At 71.7% G+C, this 20058-nt stretch carries 13 protein-coding genes; 7 read left to right on the top strand and 6 right to left on the bottom strand.

Translation table 11 applies throughout. From position 1 onward, the window contains the following. Window positions 1–135: 135 nt before the first annotated feature. The 3 genes from ACQP2O_RS24760 to ACQP2O_RS24750 form a co-directional block, all read right to left on the bottom strand. Entirely contained in the window at window positions 136–1149 is a 1014-nt protein-coding gene (locus ACQP2O_RS24760; RefSeq protein WP_433189628.1) for an FAD-dependent oxidoreductase, read from the bottom strand. Between the two features lie 25 nt (window positions 1150–1174). After that, window positions 1175–3685: an aminopeptidase N gene (pepN, locus tag ACQP2O_RS24755; protein WP_433189625.1), complete on the bottom strand. Its 2511-nt coding sequence runs from the start codon at window positions 3683–3685 to the stop codon at window positions 1175–1177. 95 nt (window positions 3686–3780) lie between these two features. Further along, window positions 3781–4719, bottom strand: coding sequence for a ParB N-terminal domain-containing protein (locus ACQP2O_RS24750; protein WP_433189622.1), 939 nt, complete (start codon window positions 4717–4719; stop codon window positions 3781–3783). 1078 nt (window positions 4720–5797) lie between these two features. Between ACQP2O_RS24750 and ACQP2O_RS24745 the strand changes: the two genes are divergently transcribed. Genes ACQP2O_RS24745 through ACQP2O_RS24735 form a run of 3 tightly spaced genes read left to right on the top strand, consistent with a single transcriptional unit; the run spans window position 5798 to window position 8177 of the window. After that, a complete protein-coding gene (locus ACQP2O_RS24745; protein ID WP_433189619.1) occupies window positions 5798–7117 on the top strand; it encodes an APC family permease in 1320 nt (439 codons plus the stop codon). Beyond that, the gene (locus ACQP2O_RS24740) at window positions 7114–7770 is read left to right on the top strand and encodes a hypothetical protein (RefSeq protein WP_433189616.1); all 657 of its coding nucleotides are present in this window, start codon (window positions 7114–7116) and stop codon (window positions 7768–7770) included. The genes ACQP2O_RS24745 and ACQP2O_RS24740 overlap by 4 nt, the downstream gene beginning before the upstream one ends. After that, window positions 7767–8177 carry a VOC family protein gene (locus ACQP2O_RS24735; protein WP_433189613.1) on the top strand — a complete coding sequence of 137 codons (411 nt, stop codon included), beginning with the start codon at window positions 7767–7769 and terminating at the stop codon, window positions 8175–8177. The genes ACQP2O_RS24740 and ACQP2O_RS24735 overlap by 4 nt, the downstream gene beginning before the upstream one ends. Window positions 8178–8318: 141 nt before the next feature. Here the strand turns inward: ACQP2O_RS24735 and ACQP2O_RS24730 are convergent, their stop codons facing one another. Then, a complete protein-coding gene (locus ACQP2O_RS24730; RefSeq protein WP_433189610.1) occupies window positions 8319–9623 on the bottom strand; it encodes a cation:proton antiporter in 1305 nt (434 codons plus the stop codon). Window positions 9624–10049: 426 nt separating this feature from the next. On the opposite strand from ACQP2O_RS24730, the gene ACQP2O_RS24725 reads away from it, so the two are divergent. Then, window positions 10050–10400, top strand: a complete 351-nt coding sequence (locus ACQP2O_RS24725) for a DUF3054 domain-containing protein (RefSeq protein ID WP_433189607.1) — start codon at window positions 10050–10052, stop codon at window positions 10398–10400. Between the two features lie 27 nt (window positions 10401–10427). Here the strand turns inward: ACQP2O_RS24725 and ACQP2O_RS24720 are convergent, their stop codons facing one another. Both ACQP2O_RS24720 and ACQP2O_RS24715 read right to left on the bottom strand, forming a co-directional pair. Next, on the bottom strand, window positions 10428–11195 hold the full coding sequence (locus ACQP2O_RS24720) for an NYN domain-containing protein (protein WP_433189604.1): 768 nt from the start codon (window positions 11193–11195) through the stop codon (window positions 10428–10430). Window positions 11196–11357: 162 nt separating this feature from the next. After that, window positions 11358–13685 (bottom strand): ATP-binding protein, encoded by a 2328-nt coding sequence (locus tag ACQP2O_RS24715; protein ID WP_433189601.1) that lies wholly within the window; start codon window positions 13683–13685, stop codon window positions 11358–11360. Between the two features lie 232 nt (window positions 13686–13917). On the opposite strand from ACQP2O_RS24715, the gene ACQP2O_RS24710 reads away from it, so the two are divergent. From ACQP2O_RS24710 to ACQP2O_RS24700, 3 genes are all read left to right on the top strand, one after another. Then, complete coding sequence (locus ACQP2O_RS24710; RefSeq protein ID WP_433189598.1) at window positions 13918–17268, top strand: hypothetical protein; 3351 nt, start codon at window positions 13918–13920, stop codon at window positions 17266–17268. A gap of 163 nt (window positions 17269–17431) precedes the next feature. Next, window positions 17432–18796: an MBL fold metallo-hydrolase gene (locus ACQP2O_RS24705; protein WP_433189595.1), complete on the top strand. Its 1365-nt coding sequence runs from the start codon at window positions 17432–17434 to the stop codon at window positions 18794–18796. Next, window positions 18793–20043, top strand: coding sequence for an MFS transporter (locus tag ACQP2O_RS24700; protein WP_433189592.1), 1251 nt, complete (start codon window positions 18793–18795; stop codon window positions 20041–20043). The genes ACQP2O_RS24705 and ACQP2O_RS24700 overlap by 4 nt, the downstream gene beginning before the upstream one ends. The last annotated feature ends 15 nt before the right edge of the window (window positions 20044–20058 follow it).

Here is a 20058-nt window from a genome sequence, read left to right as displayed (position 1 = left end):
CCGCGAAAAGGCGTACGATCGGGCAGCCTTGACAGGTGAACGAATGCGGCCGGCGTCATATCGAATGCCCCTTGCGAGCAAGAACGGCGCGGCCGCCGGCTCCCGAACGGGAGCCGGCGGCCGCGCCGTCGGGGCTCAGGCCAGCAGGGCCGCCGCCGCGATCCGGCTGGTCGCCAGGATCGTCTTGGCGGCGCCGCCGCTGCCCCCGGTGAAGGTGAAGACCGGTGCGCCGGCCGCGACCGGGCGCAGCCGTAGCCCGGCCGGATCGTGGTAGCAGTCGAACGACGCGACGGTACGGATCGGCTCCACGGGGACCCCGAACGTGTCGCGCGCGTGCGCGACCGTCCGGCGTGTCAGGTCCGCGTCGGGCGTCACCGCGTCCGGATCGATGCCCCACCGGTCACCGGGCAGGCCCAGCAGGAACGTCCCGGGTTCGGCCGGACGGCCGTAGAAACCGGTGGGCTCGTCGACGAACGCGCCGAGGCCGCGGATGTCGGCGGCGCACACGGTGTACTGGATCTGCTTCGTGCGCAGGCCGTCGGCGGGCAGGCCGCTGCGGGCCAGCAGGCGGGCCGTCCACGCACCGGCCGCCACGACCACGGCGTCATGACCGAGCGTCGATCCGTCGGGCAGCCGCACCTCCGCCTTCGGCGTGACCGCCAGGACCGGGGTCCGGCGTACCGAGATCCCGGGATCGCGGAGCGCGGCGGCGCGCAGCCGGTCCGGGTGAATGTGGCCGGCGTGACGCTCGGCGACGCCGAGCGCGCCGGCCGGGAGGTCACGGAACGGATAAGCCCGCCGGAGACCCTCCCGGTCGAGGACCACGGCCGACCCGGGCAGCACCTCATCGACCACCGCGACCGGGCCGGCCGGGTCGGCGCCGGCGGGCAGGAGGTAAAGCGATCCGATCTCCCGGAATCCGGCCCAGTCGCGGAGCGTGGCGCTCGCCCGCAGCTCGGCGAGGCTCTCGGCCGCGGTCCGGCACGCCTCCGGGTCGCTCTCGAACGCGCGGGTCAGACCGCCGGAAGCGCCGGAGGCGTCGGCGGACGAGCCGGTGTACACGACCGGCTCGACCCGCCGGGACGCCTGGCGCAGCCGGAGCGCGAGCAGGGCGCCGGCGATGCCGCCGCCGATGATCGCTATCCGCATGACTCCTCCTCGCCGGAACCCGGGCTCACCGCGACATCGCGGTCGTCCGGCGGACCTGCCGGTCCCTCGCCTCGGCCACGCGCCGCAGGTCGTCGGTGAAGTCGGTCACCCGGCGGTGCAGGGGCAACGGAACGTCCTCGCGGGCGAGCATGGCGCCGGCCAGTTCCAGGGTCTCGATCGTCGCGGCGTACCGGGGGTAGAGGAAGCGGAGCAGGACGTCCAGCACCAGGTCGCCGCGCCGCTCGGCCGCCTCCGGCATCGTCGCGAAGAACCGCTCGACGTACGGCGCCGTGAGCTCGTCCTGCTCCGGCTGCCAGAACCCCTCGGCGAGGGCCCACAGCGTGTAGCTGGACAGGCCGGTGTCGTTGATGATCGCGTTCCAGGCCGCTTCCTTCGCCGCCGGATCGGGGCGGGCGGCACGGCATTTCGTGGCGAACTGCTCGCTGTCGCTCGTGGGATCGGCGTCGTACGCGGCGGAGATCTCCGCCTCCGTCAGCGCGCCCAGGACCGCGAGCCGGTAGCGGACCCGCCAGGCCAGGTCGGCGTCGAGCGTGAGCCCGGCCGGCAGCCCGGTGCCGGCGAGCCAGCCGCGCAGCTCCCTGGCCTCCGCGGTCGAGCCGATCAGCGCGCGGAACAGCGTGATCTGGCGTTCGTCGCCGGCGCCGGTCCGCGCGAGGCGTTCCCGCAGGCTCTCGGCGATGCGGTCGAGTGCCGCCGGGCGCTCTTCGGGCAGGAGGAAGCGGTCGGCGACGTCGTCGCGAGCCTGCTCGAGAACCTCGGCCAGGATGGACGGCTCGGTCTCCACCGCGATCATCCGGCAGACCAGCGCGAGATGGTCCGCAGGCGGGAAGACGCCGTCCTGGACCCCGAGCAGCAGCGCGCACCACACCATCGCCCGGTTGATCGGGGCCAGTGTCGGCAGCAGGTCCGGCAGGGCGGCCAGCGACGCGGCGTCGAACCTGACCTTCGCGTACGTCAGGTCGCCGTCGTTGAGCAGCAGCAGCGACGGCGCCGGCCGGCCGGCGAGCTCCGGCAGTGGGCGGCGGTCCCCCTCCACCTGGACGCGCAGCGTCGTCCGCGCCTCGCCCGGGCCGTACAGGCCGACGTCGAGCGTGTGCGGCCGCAGGGTCGCGTGGGTGTCGGGCGCGGACTGACAGATCGCCGCCGTACGAACCCGGCCGTCCGCGATCGTGATCTCCGGCCACAGCGTGTTCACGTTCGCCGACTTCAGCCACTTGTCCGCCCAGCCGCTGAGGTCGGTGCCCACGGCCGTGCTCAACGCGGCCATGAAGTCGCTGAACGTCGCACTGCCGTACGCGTGCCGCTCGAAATAGATCCGCAGGCCGGCGCGCAGTGCGTCGTCCCCGACCCGCGCCGCGAGCTGGCGCAGCGCCGAGTGGCCCTTGAAATAGGAGATCCGGTCCATCTCCAGCAGCACGGTCTGCACGTCCGGCCCCTCGAGACTGATCGGATGCGTCGACGGGCGCTGATCGGCGACGTACGCCTGCGCCTTGCGGCGCACCGCGAAGGTCGTCGGCGGGCCGGGGAACCGGGTGGCCTCGCTGGACACCCGGTGCGCCAGGTAGTCGGCGAACGCCTGGCCGAGCCACAGGTCGTCCCACCATCTGTTCGTCACCAGGCCGGCCATCCACATGAGCGAGATGCCGTGCGCGAGGACGACGGCGCGCGTCTCACGCTCGCTGACGGCCGCCGCGGAGCTGAACAGGTACAGCTCCCTGAGCAGGACGAGGCCCGGATGGTCGAGCGACAGCACGCTGAACTCCGGAGCGAACAGCTGGTCGAACTTCCCGAACGGATACTCCACGCCGAACAGCCGCCCGCACGCGTCCAGGCACTGCCCGGTGATCTCGAAGACCTCGTCGACGTCGGGGGCGAGGGAGTCCCGCAGCGAGGCCCGGCAGTGCAGGCCGAGGGTGGTGCCGCCGTGCTCGGTGTGGAAGGAGGCGTACGGCCCGGCGGCCAGCGCGGTGAGGTACGTCGCCTGCGGCGGTGTCTCGGCCAGCTCCCAGCGGCCCGGCCCGGTCTTGACCGCGGCGCTGGTGCCCAGCACCGTCCAGTCGTCCGGAACCGTCGCGGTGAAGGTGTACGGCGCCTTGAGATCCGGCTGGTCGAAGCAGGCGAACACGCGGGGCGCGTTGTCGACGTAGACGAACGTGTAGAGGTATACCTGGCCGTCGGCGGGGTCGACGTAGCGGTGCATGCCCTCGCACTCTCGGGAGTACCTCATGTCCGCCGTCACGACGATCTCGTTCCGCGCCGCGAGACCGGTCAACGGCAGCCGTCCGTCGCTGAGCGCGCCGACGTCCAATGGCCTGCCGTTCAGGTACGCCGAATGCAGTGTCTCCGGCTTGATATCGAGAAATGTGGTCTCATCCGGATCGGTGGCGTCGAACGCGATCGTCGTCGTGGAGCGGAAGATGCTCGGTCCGGTCGTCAGATCAAGGTCGACGTGGTACGAGCGAACGCTCAGCAACGCACTTCGCCCCGCGGCCTCGATACGAGTAAGACTGCGCATTCGGTTACCCTCCATGACGGTTGAGTCAAGTCATCTGACGCTCCGCGTAAATGCTGATGCCGGATGCCTGACCTGGTCAGCGCCTGATGAACGCCCTACAAAGTGCTGCAATTCTGCTCGACCTGTCGAGCGATATCCAGCCATCGGTCAGAACAGTAACGAGCCAGCACGACGATGTCATTCGCCCAGTGCGGAGGGACGGCGTCGACGACCAGTTTCCAGTCGTCTAGGCCGACGACGTGGGCGTCGAACCAGCGCAGGAATTGCCGACCGGACTCGGCGTACTTCAACGCGGGATCGGCCCTCAGCTTCTCCCGCGTCGAGCCCCAGTCGATGACCTCGACGCTCCGCCGGGGGCGGCGCAGCAGAGGCGGCCGGACGGCCGGCCGCGCGGCGGCGGGGGCGGCGGCCTTCCCCTCCGTCGCGCGCTGCTTGAGCGGTAGCGGATCTCGGCCGTCCTTTATCCGTTCACGCACGTCACGAGCCGTCCCTACGGAGATGCCCGCCTCTCGCGCGATCTCCCGGAGTGCCGCGTCGGGCCGGTTCCGGATGATCTCGCTGGCCCGCAGCCGTCCCTGGCTGGCGTCGAGGGGGCGCACGCGCCCGTCCCTGCCGATCCGGGCGTGCAACTGCGGGGAATCCGCAGTTGCACGCTGACGGATCGCGCTCACGGTCTTGGCGGAGAGCCCGGTCGCGGCGCCGATCGCCCGATCGGACCACTCCGGCCGGGAGCCGATGACCCGAGCCGCCGCGGCCTCCCGATCGGCCAGCGAGAGCGGTAGGCCATGGGTGATGTTCGACTTGACCGCCAGCAGGAACGCCATGGCCTCGGTGCCGTCGAAAAACCGCACTTCGATGGTCTTCGATCCGCACATCTTCGCGGCCATGAGGCGGTGCATTCCGTCGATGACCCGCATGGTTTCGCGATGGACGAGAATAGGGGGAAGTCTTGATTCGAGGCCGGCCAGGACCCGCGTGTGCGCCGCGTCCTCCCCGGCCAGTCGAGGCGAGTCGGCCGGCAGCAGAGAATCCACCGGTACCAGGGTGATCGGGCCGGTCTCCGGCGCGTCGGACAGGAGGTCATCGTGTGGGTGCGCAATGGATTCTTTTCCTCCATCGTGCGCCCGTCCCCGCTCATTTACTTCGAACAACGACCCCGCCTCCGTACCATGAAACAATGCAGAAAGATCCGGAAGGTAGCCACGGCAGGCGAAATTGATCTACGGCCTTTGTAGCTCGAAAGTAGGCTGCCATAGCCTTCGCGGATGCGCAATTATTCGAACGCTTACCGACCGACGACGATCGCTTACGGAGCGCCGTCAGCGACGAGCGCGGGCGACTCTTGGAGAAGCGATTCTTGGCCTTTTCGGAGATAGAAAGTTGCCTTTTTAGGCGACCCGAAGCAATCTGGTCGGACAGCCGAAACCCACACCTGAGGCCGATGAGCAGGCATGTCGTCGCGCTGACCAGCGAGTCAGATGTCACTAGTGCGCACGGACCCGACCGGAGTGACCGGTGAGACCGATCCGACAGGGCGCACACTGTTAAGGTTGTGACTGGAGTGAAGTTCATAGTCAGATGTGACGCAAGTTAGTTCAAGTACGTTCGCACTTTCCGGAATGGGTGTTGTGCACGGCTCCCGCGGACACACGGCCGCGCCGACGCCGGCCCGGCCGCTCGCGACACGCACAGCCTCGGACCCGACGCACCCTGGGCAGAGGTGCCGGACGCGACGCCAGGCGCGGGCGGGTGGACACGGGGCATCGACGCCACGCGACATCGACGCGGGTCGGCGGCCACGCGTACGGGTCCCCGAACGACACCTGGACCGGGCCATCTCGGACACGGCCGTGCCGCCCCGGAGGGCCGGACGGGTCAGGAACGAGTCAGGTCCATGACCCGATGTCCGGGAGTCGCTTTCGCCGAACAGGCTGGTGAGCCGCCTGTGAACTGAAATCTCATGAGCCGATGAGAATTCAAAATCGTTCATACCGGACACCGTGCACGCGGTATCCGGCAGCGCAATATGTCAGCGCTCCGTGACACACCGCGAAATGGGACGGCTCATTTCTCCCTGGATGACGGGGTGCGGATATGGAAGGCTAGGCGCTCGTGGCGGACACAATTCCAGAGAATCCCGCAGGCCGGCTGACCCTGGCTCAGGGGACCGCGATGTACGTGGGCGCGGTGCTCGGCACGGGGGTCATCGCCCTCCCCGCGCTCGCCGCCAGAGTCGCCGGACCGGCGTCGCTCCTCGCCTGGCTCGCCCTCGTCGTCCTTTCCGCGCCGCTCGCCGCGGTCTTCGCCGCACTCGGCGCCCGCCATCCCGATGCCGGGGGCGTCTCGACGTACGCGCGCCTGGCGTTCGGAGAACGCGCCGCGGCGGTCGTGGGCTGGTGCTTCTTCTTCGCGGTGCCGCCGGGCATGTCGGCCGCCGCCCTGTTCGGCGGCGCGTACGTCTCCGCCGCCCTCGGCGGCGGGACGACGACCACGGTCATCACGGCGGTGACGATGACGGTCGTGGTCACCGTGGCCAACGCCGTGGGCGTGCAGCTGACCGGGCGGCTGCAGTTCGCGTTCGCCGGGCTGCTGGTCGGCCTCCTTCTCGTCTCGATCGCCCTGTCCCTCCCCCACGCCCGGCTCCACAACCTGACGCCGTTCGCGCCGCACGGGTGGACGGCCATCGGCCCGGCGGCGGCGCTGCTGGTGTGGAGCTTCGCCGGCTGGGAGGCCATCACGCACCTGGCCGCGGAGTTCCGCCGTCCGCGTCGCGACCTGCCCCGGGCGACCGCGGTGGCCGTCGTGACGGTGGGCGCGCTGTACGTCTCCCTGGCCTTCGCGATCATCGCCGTGCTCGGCGCGTCCGCGGGGAGCAGCGAGGCACCACTGGGCGAGCTGATGGCGCGAGGACTCGGCGGGAACGCCCGCGTGCTCGCCGCGATCGTGGCGACCCTCGTCACACTCGCCACCATGAACGTCTACTGCGCCGCCGCCGCGAAGCTCGGCTCCGCGTTGAGCCGCGACGGCGCCTTCCCCCGCGGCCTGTCGCGGGGCAGCATGGCGGGTGAGGTACCGCGACGCAGCCTCGTCGTCGTGGCGGCCCTCTACTTCCTCGCGCTGTTCATCGTCATCGGCACCGGCGTGGGCACCCGGCCGCTCGTGCTGCTCGCCACGGGCCAGTTCACGACGGTGTACGCCGTGGGCGTCGCCGCGGCGATCAAGCTGCTCCCCCGCGGCGGCAAGGCGCACATCGCGGCTCTGGTGTCGCTCGCCGGGGTCCTCGCGCTGCTCGTCATGGCCGGGATCTACCTCGTCTGGCCGTTGCTCGTGACCGGCGCCGCACTGCTGTACCTGCGGGTGGGCCGGCGTCGCCACGAGATCGCGCCACCGCCCGTACCCGCCCTCGACGCACCGGAGAGCAGCAGCCCGTGACGACCGACCTCAGGCCCGACCTGGAGAGCCTCCGCGCCGCCGTCACCGCCTTCGCCGGTTTCACCGGGGTGGACCGCGCGTCCGCGGCATTCGCGCTGGCGACCGCACCCCGACCCGACCTGACCGTGCCCGCGCACCGGCGCGCCCTGCTGACCTGGTTGAACTCCTGGGGCTGCCGGATCAGATACCCGCGTCCCGGCGAGCCTGACCTGTTCGACCTCGGCGTCGGCGCGTGGTGGGCCCGCCGGCGACACGCACTGCCGGACGAGGACACCGCTCTGTCCGCTCTCACCGACGAGGCGATCGCCGAGCTCGGCGAGTGCTACGCGGATCTGGTCGCGGCGCAGGTCGGCAGCCCCGTACGGCCGCGTGCGCTCGGGCCGACCGCGGCGTCCAAGCTGCTCCACGCGCTGCGCCCCAAGGCGCTCATGCCCTGGGACGAGGCGATCGCCGACCACCTGCACGGGGCCCGTGACGCCGCGGCGTACGCCGCGCACCAGCGCCTCGGCCGCGCGTGGGCCACCGCACTGCTCGCCGAGGCCGGCCTGGCCGAAGAGGAGCTGGCCGACTTGATCGGCCGGCCCGGCCGACCGCTGGCCAAGATGCTGGACGACTACTGCTACCTGCGGTTCACGAGATTGGAGTCCGGATGATCCTCGGCATCGACCACGTTGGACTCGCGAGCGACGACCCCGCCGGAGTCGGCGTCTTCCTGGCCGCGCTGGGCATGTCCAAGACCGACGCGGGCATCGCCGACGCGTACGGCGTCGCCTGCGAGTTCTGGCAGTACCCGGGCCAGCCCGCCGTGGAGGTCGTCTCCCCGGTCACCGACGACTCCTCGGTGGCCGGTCGCCTCGAGCGCAGCGGACCCGGGCTGTACCACCTGGCCTTCGTCGTGGACGACATCGACGCCGAGCTCGGCCGGCTGCGCGGACACGGGTTCGTCCCGATCGACGCGCGGCCGTGCGCCGGCGCCAAGGAGGGCATGGAGGTCGCGTTCATGTACTCGCGCCGTCCCGCCGCGCTGCTGATCGAACTCGTCCGCTACCAGGAGCGTTGACTCTCCGGACCCCGATCCGAAGCGGTCTTCCCGCGGGCGTACGCCCGCGGGAAGACCGCTTCGGATCGGCACGAGGATGGTCATCACCTTGAGATCGGCACGGGGATGGTGATCACCTTCGGATCGGCACGGGGATGGTGATCATCGATATCCGCCGAGCAGCACCCGCTCCCGGTGCTCCTCCTCGCTGGTGACCTCGATCCGGCGCACCGCGTAGCGGAGGATCGGCGGCGCCATCACCGACGTCACGATCGCCACGAGGACGACGATCGTGTACATCGCCGTGGACAGTACGTTGAGCCGTAGTCCGACCATCGCGATGACCAGCCCGATGACCCCCCGGGCGTTCATCCCCGCACCCAGGGACAGTGCCTCCCAGTGGCCGAGTCGGCTGGCCCGGGCCCCGGTGTAAGCGCCGACGAACTTGCCGATCACCGCGACCAGGAGGACCGCCACGGCCGTGACCGCGACGGCCGGCCGGGTGAGTGCGGTGAGGTCCGCGCGAAGGCCGGCGGTGGCGAAGTACAGCGGCGCCAGCACGGCCATCACGAACGTCCGCAGCGCCGCGAGCCGCTCCGAGCCCGCGCCCCAGCCCGCCGAGCTGAGCAGGATGCCGGCGATAAAGGCGCCCAGGACCGACTCCATCCCCAGGGCCTGGGTGCCGGCTCCGCACAGGAAGATCACCACCACGGCCGCCGCGACGCCGACCCCCTCGCCCTCCGATCGATCGGCGAGCCGCATGATGACGCGCACGAGCGGGCGCCCGAGGACGATGGTGAACACGACCACTCCGGCCAGGCCGGCCACGGACCTCGCGACACCGGAGGCGTGCACTCCCGTGGTGGCCATCGCCGACACGACCGACAGCAGCAGCCATCCGGCCGCGTCGTCCACCACCGCCGAGTTGACGATCTGCTGGCCGATGTCGCGGTGGAGCAGCCGCATCTCCAGCAGCGTCTTGGCGATGACGGGGATCGCGCTCACGCACAGCGCGACCCCGAGGAACCAGGCGAAGACCGTACGGTCCTCGCCGGCGACCAGAAGTGAGCCGGGGAGGATGAAACCGACGCCGATCCCCAAGCCGAGCGGTACGAGCAGGCCGCCGGCACTGACGCGTACCGCCGTCATGCCCTGGCGTTTGACCAGGTCCAGGTCGATGTGCATGCCGGTGATGCCGACAAGGAGGAGGACACCGAACTGCCCCGCCGCGTCCAGCAGATGCTGCTGGTCAGGCCGCTGTGGCAACAGCCACCCCGCGAACCCGGGCGCCACGTGATCGAGCAACGAGGGCCCCAAGAGCACCCCGGCGAACAATTCGCCGACGATGGCCGGCATGCCCAGCCGCCGCGCCAACCGGCCCAGCACGAGCGCGGAGCCCAGGAGCAACCCGATTTGGAGAAGGAACACCAATAGTTGGTGACTGTTGAGAGGGGCGACAGGTGCCATGAGCAGTTCCTCACTCCTCAGAAGAGTCACAGAACGCGGCGTGTCCGGCGCGACCACGAGAAATGCATTCGCGTCCGGCGTCGCGGTGCCGAATTTCACCGCGACTTACCGTTCTGATCGACAGGGCGCATCCTCACCCGGGAATGCCGAGTGAGTCAAGGAAAAGGCTTCACACATGGACGGATGCCAACCTTTTGCTCACATCACGCCGGTGACGACTTCTCGTTTTCCTGAGGAATGACTCTGCGGTCAAATGACGGTATCGCCCCGGCGGTTGCCACGGAAATGCCCACGCTCGGCCGCGCCCGCCGACCCGTGTGTTCAACTGCGGTATCGATTCAGTTGAACACGCCGTCGCGCTCGCTTCGGGTCGGATGGTGGGGTGGCGGAGCCGACCATCACGCGCCCGTCGGTACGCTGACGCACATGCGTTCGGTAACCGCGGTGGTCCTTGACCTGTGCTGTGTGATGGCGTTCGTGGTGATCGGGCGGGCCGGCCACAGCGAGGGCGAGACCATCGCCGGGATCGCGAAGACGGCCTGGCCGTTCCTGCTGGGACTACTGATCGGCTGGGCGGTGACCCGGGCCTGGCGGCGACCCACGGCGCTTGCGGGCACCGGCGTCGGCGTCTGGCTGGTGACCGTCGCCGCCGGTATGGCGCTGCGCGTCGTCTCCGGTCAGGGGACCGCGGTGACCTTCATACTCGTCGCGCTGGTCTTCCTCGGGCTGGTCATGCTCGGCTGGCGTGCCGTGGCCTACCGACTCGTGCGGGCATAGCGCCACGCCCCACGGCCTGGAGCGAGGTCAGCCGCCCTGGCGGCGCTTGTCCCGGGCGTAGATGACCGCCTGTTTTCCGTCGCCGGGGCTACGGCGGTCCAGCGCGAACAGGGTCGTGGCGGTCATCAGGTCGCTGAGCTTGGCGTATCCGTAGTTGCGGGAGTCGAAGTCGGGGCGCTGCTTGGTGATGATGTGCCCGACGTTGGCGAGCGGGGCCCATCCGTCGTCGTCGGAGGCCGCCTCCACGGCGTTGCGCAGCTGATTCACCAGCGCGGTATCCGCCTTGAGCTTCGCGGCCGACGCCGACGGAGCCGGCCTCAGCGAGACGTCGGTGGGAGTGGCCGGGCCCGTGGCGTAGCTGAGGTTCTCGATGTAGATGAACTTGTCACAGGCCGAGACGAAGGGCTTGGGCGTCTTCCGTTCACCGAACCCGTACACGGTCAGACCGGACTCGCGGATACGCGCGGCCAGGCGAGTGAAGTCGCTGTCGCTGGAGACGAGACAGAAGCCGTCGAAGCGCCCGGTGTACAGCAGGTCCATCGCGTCGATGACCATCGCGGCGTCGGTGGCATTCTTGCCCGTGGTGTAGGCGAACTGCTGGATCGGCTGAATCGACTGGGTCAGCAACTGCTCTTTCCAGCCTTTCAGGCTCGTGCCCGTCCAGTCGCCGTACGCCCGTTTGACATGCGCTGTGCCGTACTTCGCGACCTCCGCCAGCAAGTCCTCGATCACCGAGGACTGGGCGTTGTCGGCGTCGATGAGCACGGCGAGTTTGGCAGCATTCTCGCTGACCACAGGCGCTTCTCCTCGTCTCGGGGGTACCGGGAGGCCAAGGTCGGACCCGCAGCCAGTGTGGCAGGACGCCAGGCCGGCGCGCATTGCTCGGGCATGGAATGGCCGACCAGGTGCCGGATCCCGCCGTCGAGGGCGGTCCCCGCGTCGACGCGATCGGGTCCGTCAGTCCGCGGGCGCGGCCTGCTCGGCGACCCAGGTGGCGACCTGGGCGCGGGAGGTGAACCCGAGCTTGCGGAGAATGTGCTCGATGTGACCTTCGGCGGTGCGCTGGGCGATCACCAGTGACGCCGCGATCTCCTTGTTGCTCATTCCTTGACCGACGAGCCGGGCGATCTCCGTCTCCCGCCGGGTCAAGGGCGACCACCGGTCGGTCCCGCCGGACCGGCCGGCCGTCGGCGTGGGCTCGTCGAGGACGTCGGCGAGCGCTTCGTCATCGGAGAGCCTGGCGCCTCGTTCGACGGCCGCCCGGAAGGCCGACCGGCCGAGGGCCTCGCGCGTACGGGACTCGCATTCGTCGTGGTAGCCCGCGAGATGGGCGTATCCCGGCAGCGGCACGCCGACCGCCTCCCAGACGTTCCGCAGGATGCCCAGCATCGCGGCGGCCCGCTCGTAATCCCGTTCGGTGGCGGCGATCCACGCCAGCACCTCGAGGTTCAAGCCGACCCCGAGCGAATCGCCGAGCGAACGGTTGAACCGCAGGCTCTCCCGTTCCAGGTAGGCGGCGCGCCGAGTGTCGCCCTCGCGCCAGGCCTCGATGCCGAGCACCGTCATCGTGGACGCCTTCTGCCAGTGCTCTCCGTGGGCGTCACAGACGGACAGGCTGTCCTCGGCGGCGGCGATGGCGCGTTCCGCGTCCCCGAGGACGGAGTACGCGAGGGACAGCCGGGTCAGGGCCAGAACCTCGCCGAAAGGATCTTCGGTGGCGCGGTGACGGGCCACCGCCTCCTCGAAGAACCGGACCGCCGACGCGCCGTCTCCCTCGTGCATGGCGACCATCCCGGAGTACAGGGCGACGTACCCGAGGACCGGCTCCAGCCCGAGCCGCTCACCGAGGGCCCTGCTCTCGGCGAGCATCTTCGTGGCCGAGGCCTGATCGCCCTGGATGATGGCGAGCCAGCTGCACGCCCACAGTGCCCGGGCCCTGACCTCGGAGCCGCCGCCGCTGTCCGCGAGCCCCTGTTCGAGCCAGACACGCCCCTCCCCCATGTGGCAGCTGGTGATCCAGTGGTGCAGGAGGTCGCTGGCCATGTCGATGCACAGCCCGGCGTGTTCGGCGTGGCAGTACTCCAGGGCGGTGCGCAGGTTCGGGTGCTCCACGCGCAGCCGGGTGAGGAGTTCGGCCTGCCCCGGGCCGAACAGCCGGGCCTTCGCCTCCCGCGAGAGCCGCCGGTAGTAGTCGCGGTACCGCCGTTTCACCGCGGATTCCTCACCCGAGGCGGCCAGCCGCTCCCGGCCGTACTGGCGGATCGTGTCCAGCAGCCGGTAGCGGACCCCGCACGGGTACTCATCGCGGACGAGAACGGACTTCTCCACCAGGCCGATGACCAGACCGACGATCTCGTCACGGGCGATGCCGTCCCCGGAACAGACCTCCTCGGCCCCCTCCAGGTCCAGACTGCCGGTGAACACCGAGACGCGTGCCCACAGCAGGCGCTCGTTCTCGGTGCACAGGGAGTAACTCCAGTCGATCAGGGCGCGGAGTGTCCGGTGCCGGGGCGCGACGGCATTCGATCCCGCGCTGAGCAGCCGGAAACGGTCGTCCAGCCGGTCCAGCAACTGCTCGACGGACAGCACGCGCAGCCGTGCGGCGGCGAGTTCGATACCCAGCGGAAGGCCGTCCAGACGCCGGCAGATCCGATCGACGACATCCCGGTTCTGCTCCGTGACGGCGAACTCGGGCAGCACCGCCTCGGCCCGCTCGGCGAAGAGCCGGACGGCGTCGGACGTCGTCGCCGCGCCATGCCGCGGTCCATCCGGCAGGGACAGCGTGGGAACGGTGAACGTCTGCTCGCTGAAGATCCCCAACGGTTGCCGGCTGGTGGCCAGGATCCGCAGCCCTGGAACGGAGGGCAGCAGCCTCTGCACCAGCACGGCGGACTCGTGGAGGACATGCTCACAGTTGTCCAAGATCACTAGCATCCGATCGTCACGCAGCCGCTCGACCAGTACGTCGATGGGCCGGTGTGCCGAGTGATCCTGAATCTGCAGCGCGGCGACCAGCGCCTCGGGCAGCAGCGTGGGGTTGTCCAGCTCCGCGAGTTCGACCAGCCAGACGTCGTCGGGGAAGCCGCGCCGCAGTTCGGTGGCGACGCGCAGCGCCAGCCTTGTCTTCCCGATACCGCCCGGACCGGTGAGGGTCACCATCCGTGAAGCGGACAGGAGGCGCTTGACGTCGGCAACCTCCTGCCGACGTCCGATGAAGCTGGTCACCTCGGCGGGAAGGCCGAGATCGTTCCTCCGCTTCGAGGTGCCCGACGTGGCAATGGTCATCGACGCCTCGTATCGGCTCCGGCCGTGCTCGCCGTCGATTGCGACAAGCCGACATGAACACCCTAATCTTCCTGGTATCTCGCGCGCCACCAGGGCGAACACCGTCGACGCCCAGGCCCGGGCAGCCGGTGATCGTGTACGCGCCGGTGCGCATGACCGGGGTACCGAGGACGGGCGGCGGGCGGGGTAATCCCGGTGAAACCGGGCCGTCCATGCGGCAAGATGGCGCGCCATGCGCGTCGATGACCTGCTGGACGAGATCGAGCCACTGACCTACAAGCGGCGCTGCGAGCGGCTGGCGCAACTGCGCCGCCTGGCGGGCGACCCCGCCCTCGCCGGCCTGCTGGACGGGCTGGGTGCGCGCGGAAACTACGAGCGGTCCCTCGCGCTGTTCATCGCGGCGGCCGTACGGGACGACGCGTCGCTCGGGTACATCGGGCGGACCACGCAGGACCCGGACGCACAGCTCGCGTGCGAGGCGATCCGGTACGGCGTGAAGTACGGGGTCGGCCCGGAGCCGCTCCTGGAACGGCTCGAGGACGCTCCGGCCGCGGTTCGCGCGGTGATCTACGACGCCGTCCGCAAGCGGCGGCGGACGGACCTCGCCGACGCGCTCATCGGCCCGGTCGCCGACCGGTTTGGCGATCAAGAGGCGGTGGCGCTGCTGCCGGCATGCGGCGACACGGTCGTACGGGCGCGGCTGGACGCGCTGGCGCACGCCGTGGCGAGCTGGAAGCGCCTCGGCCACGCACACCCCGGCCCGATCCTGGATCACGCGGAGCGGCGGCTCGCCGAGCTGCCCGAGGGGGCCCGGAACGCCTGGTGGAACCGGCACGGCGACGGGATCGCGGCGGCGGTGCCGCATGACCCCGGGCGGGTCGTCACGCTGCTGGAACGTCACTGCCACACCCCCGGGTTGCCGTACGCCCTGCAAAGGCGGGCCGGGCTGCTGCTGGCCGCCGAGCCGGACCGCATGCTGCGCCTGCTGCTGTCCGAACGGCACCGCGGGCACCTGCGATACCTCCTGGGCCGCCGGGCGCTACGGGACCGCCTCGCCCGGCTCGACGACACCGACCTGGCCGCCGTGGCACGGGCGGTGCGGGAGGACGAGAACGCGCTGAGCGGACTGCTCGTCGCGTTCGCGCCCTCGCGGCGGGGACGGCTGTTCGACGCCGCGATGAGCGGCGTGGACCTGAGCGAGGCGGAGCTCGGCGACGCTCTGCTGGACGTGCTGCCCCGCGCCGTCCGGATCAGGGAGGCCCGCCGGATGCTGGGTCTGCGCCACGTCGCCGAGACGCCCGCACGCGTGCGGGAGCTGACGGCCCACCTGCCGTACGACGAGGCTCTGCCGGTGCTGGGCGAGCTGACGCGCCGGCCGGACGCCGACGAGCGCGCGACCGGATACCGGCTGCTGATCCACTGTGCCGGCCGTACCGGCGACCCGGACGTGCTGACGCGCATGTTCGAATCGCTCGGGCGGCTCCGCAACGAGCAGGACCCGGTCCGCGGCACCGCGCTGCGGGCGCTCGTCGCCGTCCCGGAGAACCTTCTGCTGCCCCTCCACGCGGCGGCGGTCGGACAACTCACCGACGACGCGCTGGACGCCCGCGACTGCTCCCACGCCACCCGCCACACGATCTCCCAGATCGCCACCGTGCTCTGCCGCCAGGGCGCGATCCGCGACGACGGCGAGCTGGTGGTGTTCGGACTCGACCTGTTCACGCGCCTCACGGGCCATGCGGGCATGTTCACGCTGGGCCGGCTCGACCACGTGCTGAGGCGCGGCCAGGAACACCGCCTCGCCGCGACGCTGGCGCCCTACCTGCGGGACGCGGCGCGACGTGACGACCACCGCCTCGCGCTGATCCTCGCCCGGTCACTCGGCCGCCGCGCCTACGACCTCGCCCCGATCCAGGACGCGCTGCGGGCGGCGCTGGAGGCCACCAGCGACTTCGTCCTGCGCCGGGCGATCGAGCTCTGGCTCGCTCCGCCGCGCACGCGCGACGAGCGCGTCGCGGTGGTCGTCGAGCGCGATCCGTCGACGGTCGCGATCCCCGCGGTCCTCGCCGCCATCGCGCTCGGGCGCACCGACCTGCTGCACCTCGTGCTGAGCCGGAACACCCCGGCGGGCCGGTTCCAGCGCGCGGACGTGACCTACGTGCCGATCGCGGCGCGGTCGTGGGTCCGGCGCTGGACCGGCCGGCAGCGCGACGCGTACCTCGCGCTCCTCGAACGCGCCGCGGCCTCGCCGGGCGTGCCCGACAGCCAGCGGGCGGCCGCCGTCTCGGCCATCGCGAACGTCCCCGGGACGACCGCGACGCGACTGCGGCCCTACTTCGCGTCGGAGGGCTACATCCGCCGGGTGGCGCTCACGGCCGCCGCGTGGACGGCGTCCCCGCAGGACGTCCTGCCGGACCTGCTCGCGCACGCCTCCTCGGACGACGCGCACGTCGCCGTGTACGCCGCGAGCCGGGCCGCGCGCTTCGTGCCGCCGTCGGCGCTGGCGGGCGAGCTCGGGCCGGTCCTGACCGAAGGCAAGATCACCGCACGGAAGGAGGCGCTGCGGATCCTGCTGCGCAACCGGGTGCCGGAGGCGATGGACCTCGTCACGGCGGCGTGGGAGGACCCCGGCCAGCACCGCGACGTGCGCGCGGCGATCGTCTCGGCCGTCCGCGACCACCTGGCCGAGCCGGCCGTGCGGCGGATCCTGACCGAGGCCGCCGAGGGGCCACGGGACCTGGCCCGCCAGGTCCTCGGCGTGCTGCCGCTGCAGATCGACGAACGGTTCCGGACGGAGTACGCCGCACTGGTGGTGCGCGTGGCCCGGTCCGCGGACCCGGAAGCGCGGGACGCGGCGCTGACCGCCATCCCGGCGTGGGCACCCTGGGCGCCGGACGCACCGGCCGTGCTCGCCGCCCTGATCACCGACCTCGGCGAGACGCGGAGCTGGCGGGCGGCCCTGTCCGCGCTCGTCGGCTGCGTGGCCGAGGGCGCCGGCGCAGCGGAGCTGGGCGCGGTCGCGGCCGAACTGGCCGCCGCACCGGACCTGCCCGACGCCGCGGCCGACCGCGACCTGCCCGCCCTGCAACGGCTGACCGCGCTGGTGGGCGTCGTCCGCGGCACCGCCGCGCACGACCGCCGCAGCGCCGATCGCGCCGTCCGCGCCGTGGACGGGCGCCTTCCGGAACCCCTCGCGGGCGAGCTCACCGCCGCCACCCTGCGGTGGGACTCCCCCTGCGCCGCCGAGGCCGTCGACGCGCTGGCCGACCGGTGCACGGGCGGGCCACTGGCCATCCTGCACGTCGCGGGTGCGCTGGCCGACGGACCGATCGAGGGGCGCCATCCCCAGGCCGTCTTCGCCCGCCACGATCTACCCGAGCCGGACCAGGTGTACCCGCACGCCGCCCGGCTCGCCGCACGGGGCGACCTGGCCGGTGGCCTGTTCGCGTGCGCGCTCGCCGAGCGCCACGGGCCCCGCGCGGGCTGGCCGCAGGCGTGGCGGGATCTCCTGCGCGGGCTGCGCGCCCACACCGCACCGGACGTCGCCTTCGTCGCCAAGACGATCCACACCGCCCAGGAATGACGCCATTCGAGACTCGGCCCGCCGAAGATACCGAGGTGACCATGGCCGCGCGGGGGAGGCCCGGATGGACTGAGGGGAGGCCGAGGACGGTTGTGGACGTGATGGCGTTCCGCCCGAAACGCTTCCTGCCGCACTAACCTCGGGTTAGTGGTTGGAGGACTTCGTGGGTTTCGCCGAGGACCACCTGATACCGCTGGTCGATGAAGGCCTGGGCAACAGCGCCTACCTCCTCGACCTTGGCGATGGCCGCGCCCTGGTCGTCGACGCCGGCCGGGATCTGCGCAGCCTGCGGGCCGCCGTGCGGCGGCGCGGCCTGGACGTCGCCTACGCGGCGGACACGCATCTGCACGCCGACTTCCTGTCCGGCGCCGTCCAGCTCGCCCACGATTCCGGCGCCACCGTGCTGGCCTCCGCCGCCGGACGGCGGTCCTTCGCCCACACCCCGCTCGCGGACGGTGATGAGGTCGACCTGGGAGGGCTGCGGCTGCGGGCCCTGGCCACGCCCGGCCACACCGACGAGCACCTGTCCTATCTGCTGCTGGACGGCGACCGGGAGCTGGGCGTGTTCACCGGCGGCTCGCTGATCGTGAACTCCGCCGCCCGTACCGACCTGCTCGGCGCCGACCGGGCCGAGGAGCTCGCCCGGGCCCAGTACCGCTCCCTCCAGCGCCTGGCCGCCCTCCCCGACCGGATCGCGGTGTGGCCCACCCACGGGGCGGGCTCGTACTGCTCGGCCCCGCCCGGCACCGAGCGCACCACCACCATCGGCGGCCAGAAGAGGACCAACACGCTGCTCGCGACGCCGGACGAGAACACCTTCGCCCAGCGCCTCCTGGACGGCCTCGGCTCCTACCCCGCGTACTTCGACCGGCTCGCAGAGGTCAACCGGCGCGGGCCCGCCCTGCTCCCGGCCGTCGTGGAACCGGCGCCCCTGACCGCGGCGGCCGTACGGGAGCTGCGCGCCCAGGGCGCGCAGCTGGTCGATGTCCGCCCGGTCGAGCAGTTCGCCGCCGGGCACGTTCCCGGGGCCGTCTCGATCCCGCTGCGCGAGGCGTTCGCGACCTGGCTGGGCTGGCTGCTCCCGCCGGACGTGCCGCTGGTGTTCCTGCTCGGCCCCGGCCAGGAAGGCGCGGAGGTGGCGTGGCAGGCGGCGAAGATCGGCTACGACCGTCTCGCCGGCCGGCTGCACGGCGGCATGGACGCCTGGCGGGCGAGCGGCGGGCCCGTACGCACGCTGGGGCTGGTCACGGCCGACCGCATCGGCGACCGCCCCGTCCTCGACGTACGGCAGGACGCCGAGTACGCGGCCGGGCACATCCCCCACGCCCGGCACGCCGAACTCGGCGCCCTGCCCCGGTGGCCCGAGCCGGCGCCGGCCGGCACCGTGGTGATGTGCGGGCACGGCGAGCGCGCCGTGACCGCCGCCAGCATCCTGGCCCGCGGCGGCGCCGACGACGTGGCCGTGCTGGTCGGCGGGCCCGCCGACTGGGTGCGGGCCACCGGCCGCCCCCTGGAGGAGGGCCGGTGACCACGACCGGCGCGCCCGGCCACGGCGTCCGGCTCGGGCTGCGCGCCAATTTGGCCCAGTTCACCCTTCTGGTGGCGGTCAACGCCCTGGTCGGCGGCATGCTCGGCCAAGAACGCACCGTGCTGCCCCTGCTCGCGCGCGAGGTCTTCCACCTGTCCGCCTACACTGCGGCCCTCACCTACATCGTGGCCTTCGGTGCCGCCAAGGCGATCACCAACTTCTTCGCCGGCACCCTGTCGGACCGCTACGGCCGTAAGCCCGTCCTGGTCGCCGGATGGCTGGTCGCCCTCCCGGTGCCGGTCCTGCTCATCTGGGGACCGGCCTGGGGCTGGATCGTGTTCGCCAACGTCCTGCTCGGCATCAACCAGGGCCTGACCTGGTCCACCACCGTCATCATGAAGATCGACCTGGTCGGGCCGACCCGCCGCGGGCTGGCGATGGGCTGCAACGAAGCCTCCGGCTACGTCGCCATGGCCGCCACCGCCATGGCCACCGGCGCCATCGCCGCCCACGCCGGGCTACGGCCCGGCCCGTTCCTGCTCGGCGCCGCCTACACCGCCCTGGCCCTGGGCCTGTCCACCCTGGCCGTCCGCGAGACCCGCACCCACGCCCGCGCGGAAGCCGCCCGTCACCGCGCGCCGACCGACGGCGAGCTCACCACAAGCCAGGTCGCCTGGATCACCAGCGCCCGTGACAGGGCCCTGTCGGCGGCCAGCCAGGCCGGAATGGTCAACAACCTCAACGACGCCCTCGCGTGGGGCATCTTCCCCCTGCTGTTCGCCGCCCACGGCCTGTCCGTCGCCGCGATCGGCGTGCTCGCCGCCCTCTACCCCGCGGTATGGGGCGTCGGGCAGTTGGTCACCGGCTGGTGGTCCGACCGGATCGGCCGCAAGCACCTGATCACCGCCGGCATGCTGACCCAAGCCGCCGCCATCGCCCTGGTGGCGGTCGGCACCGCCTTCCCCCTGTGGGCCGCGGCCCAGGTCCTGCTCGGCGCCGGCACCGCGCTGGTCTACCCCACCCTGCTCGCGACCATCGGCGACGTCGCCCACCCCGCCTGGCGCGCCCGCGCCGTCGGCGTCTACCGCCTCTGGCGCGACGGCGGCTTCGCCGTCGGCGCCCTGCTCGCCGGCGCCCTCGCCGACGCCTACGGCCTGACCACCGCCATCTGGGCCGTGGCCGCCCTCACCGCGGCCTCCGGACTGACCGTGGCGACGCGCATGTACGAAACCCACCCGCACCGGTGAAGACCCGCAACCCGG

It is taken from the genome of Actinoallomurus sp. CA-150999 (assembly GCF_050942425.1).
Taxonomy (GTDB): domain Bacteria; phylum Actinomycetota; class Actinomycetes; order Streptosporangiales; family Streptosporangiaceae; genus Actinoallomurus.
Note: the sequence above shows the minus strand (reverse complement) of the source record. Positions and strands in the feature narration are given on the sequence as shown.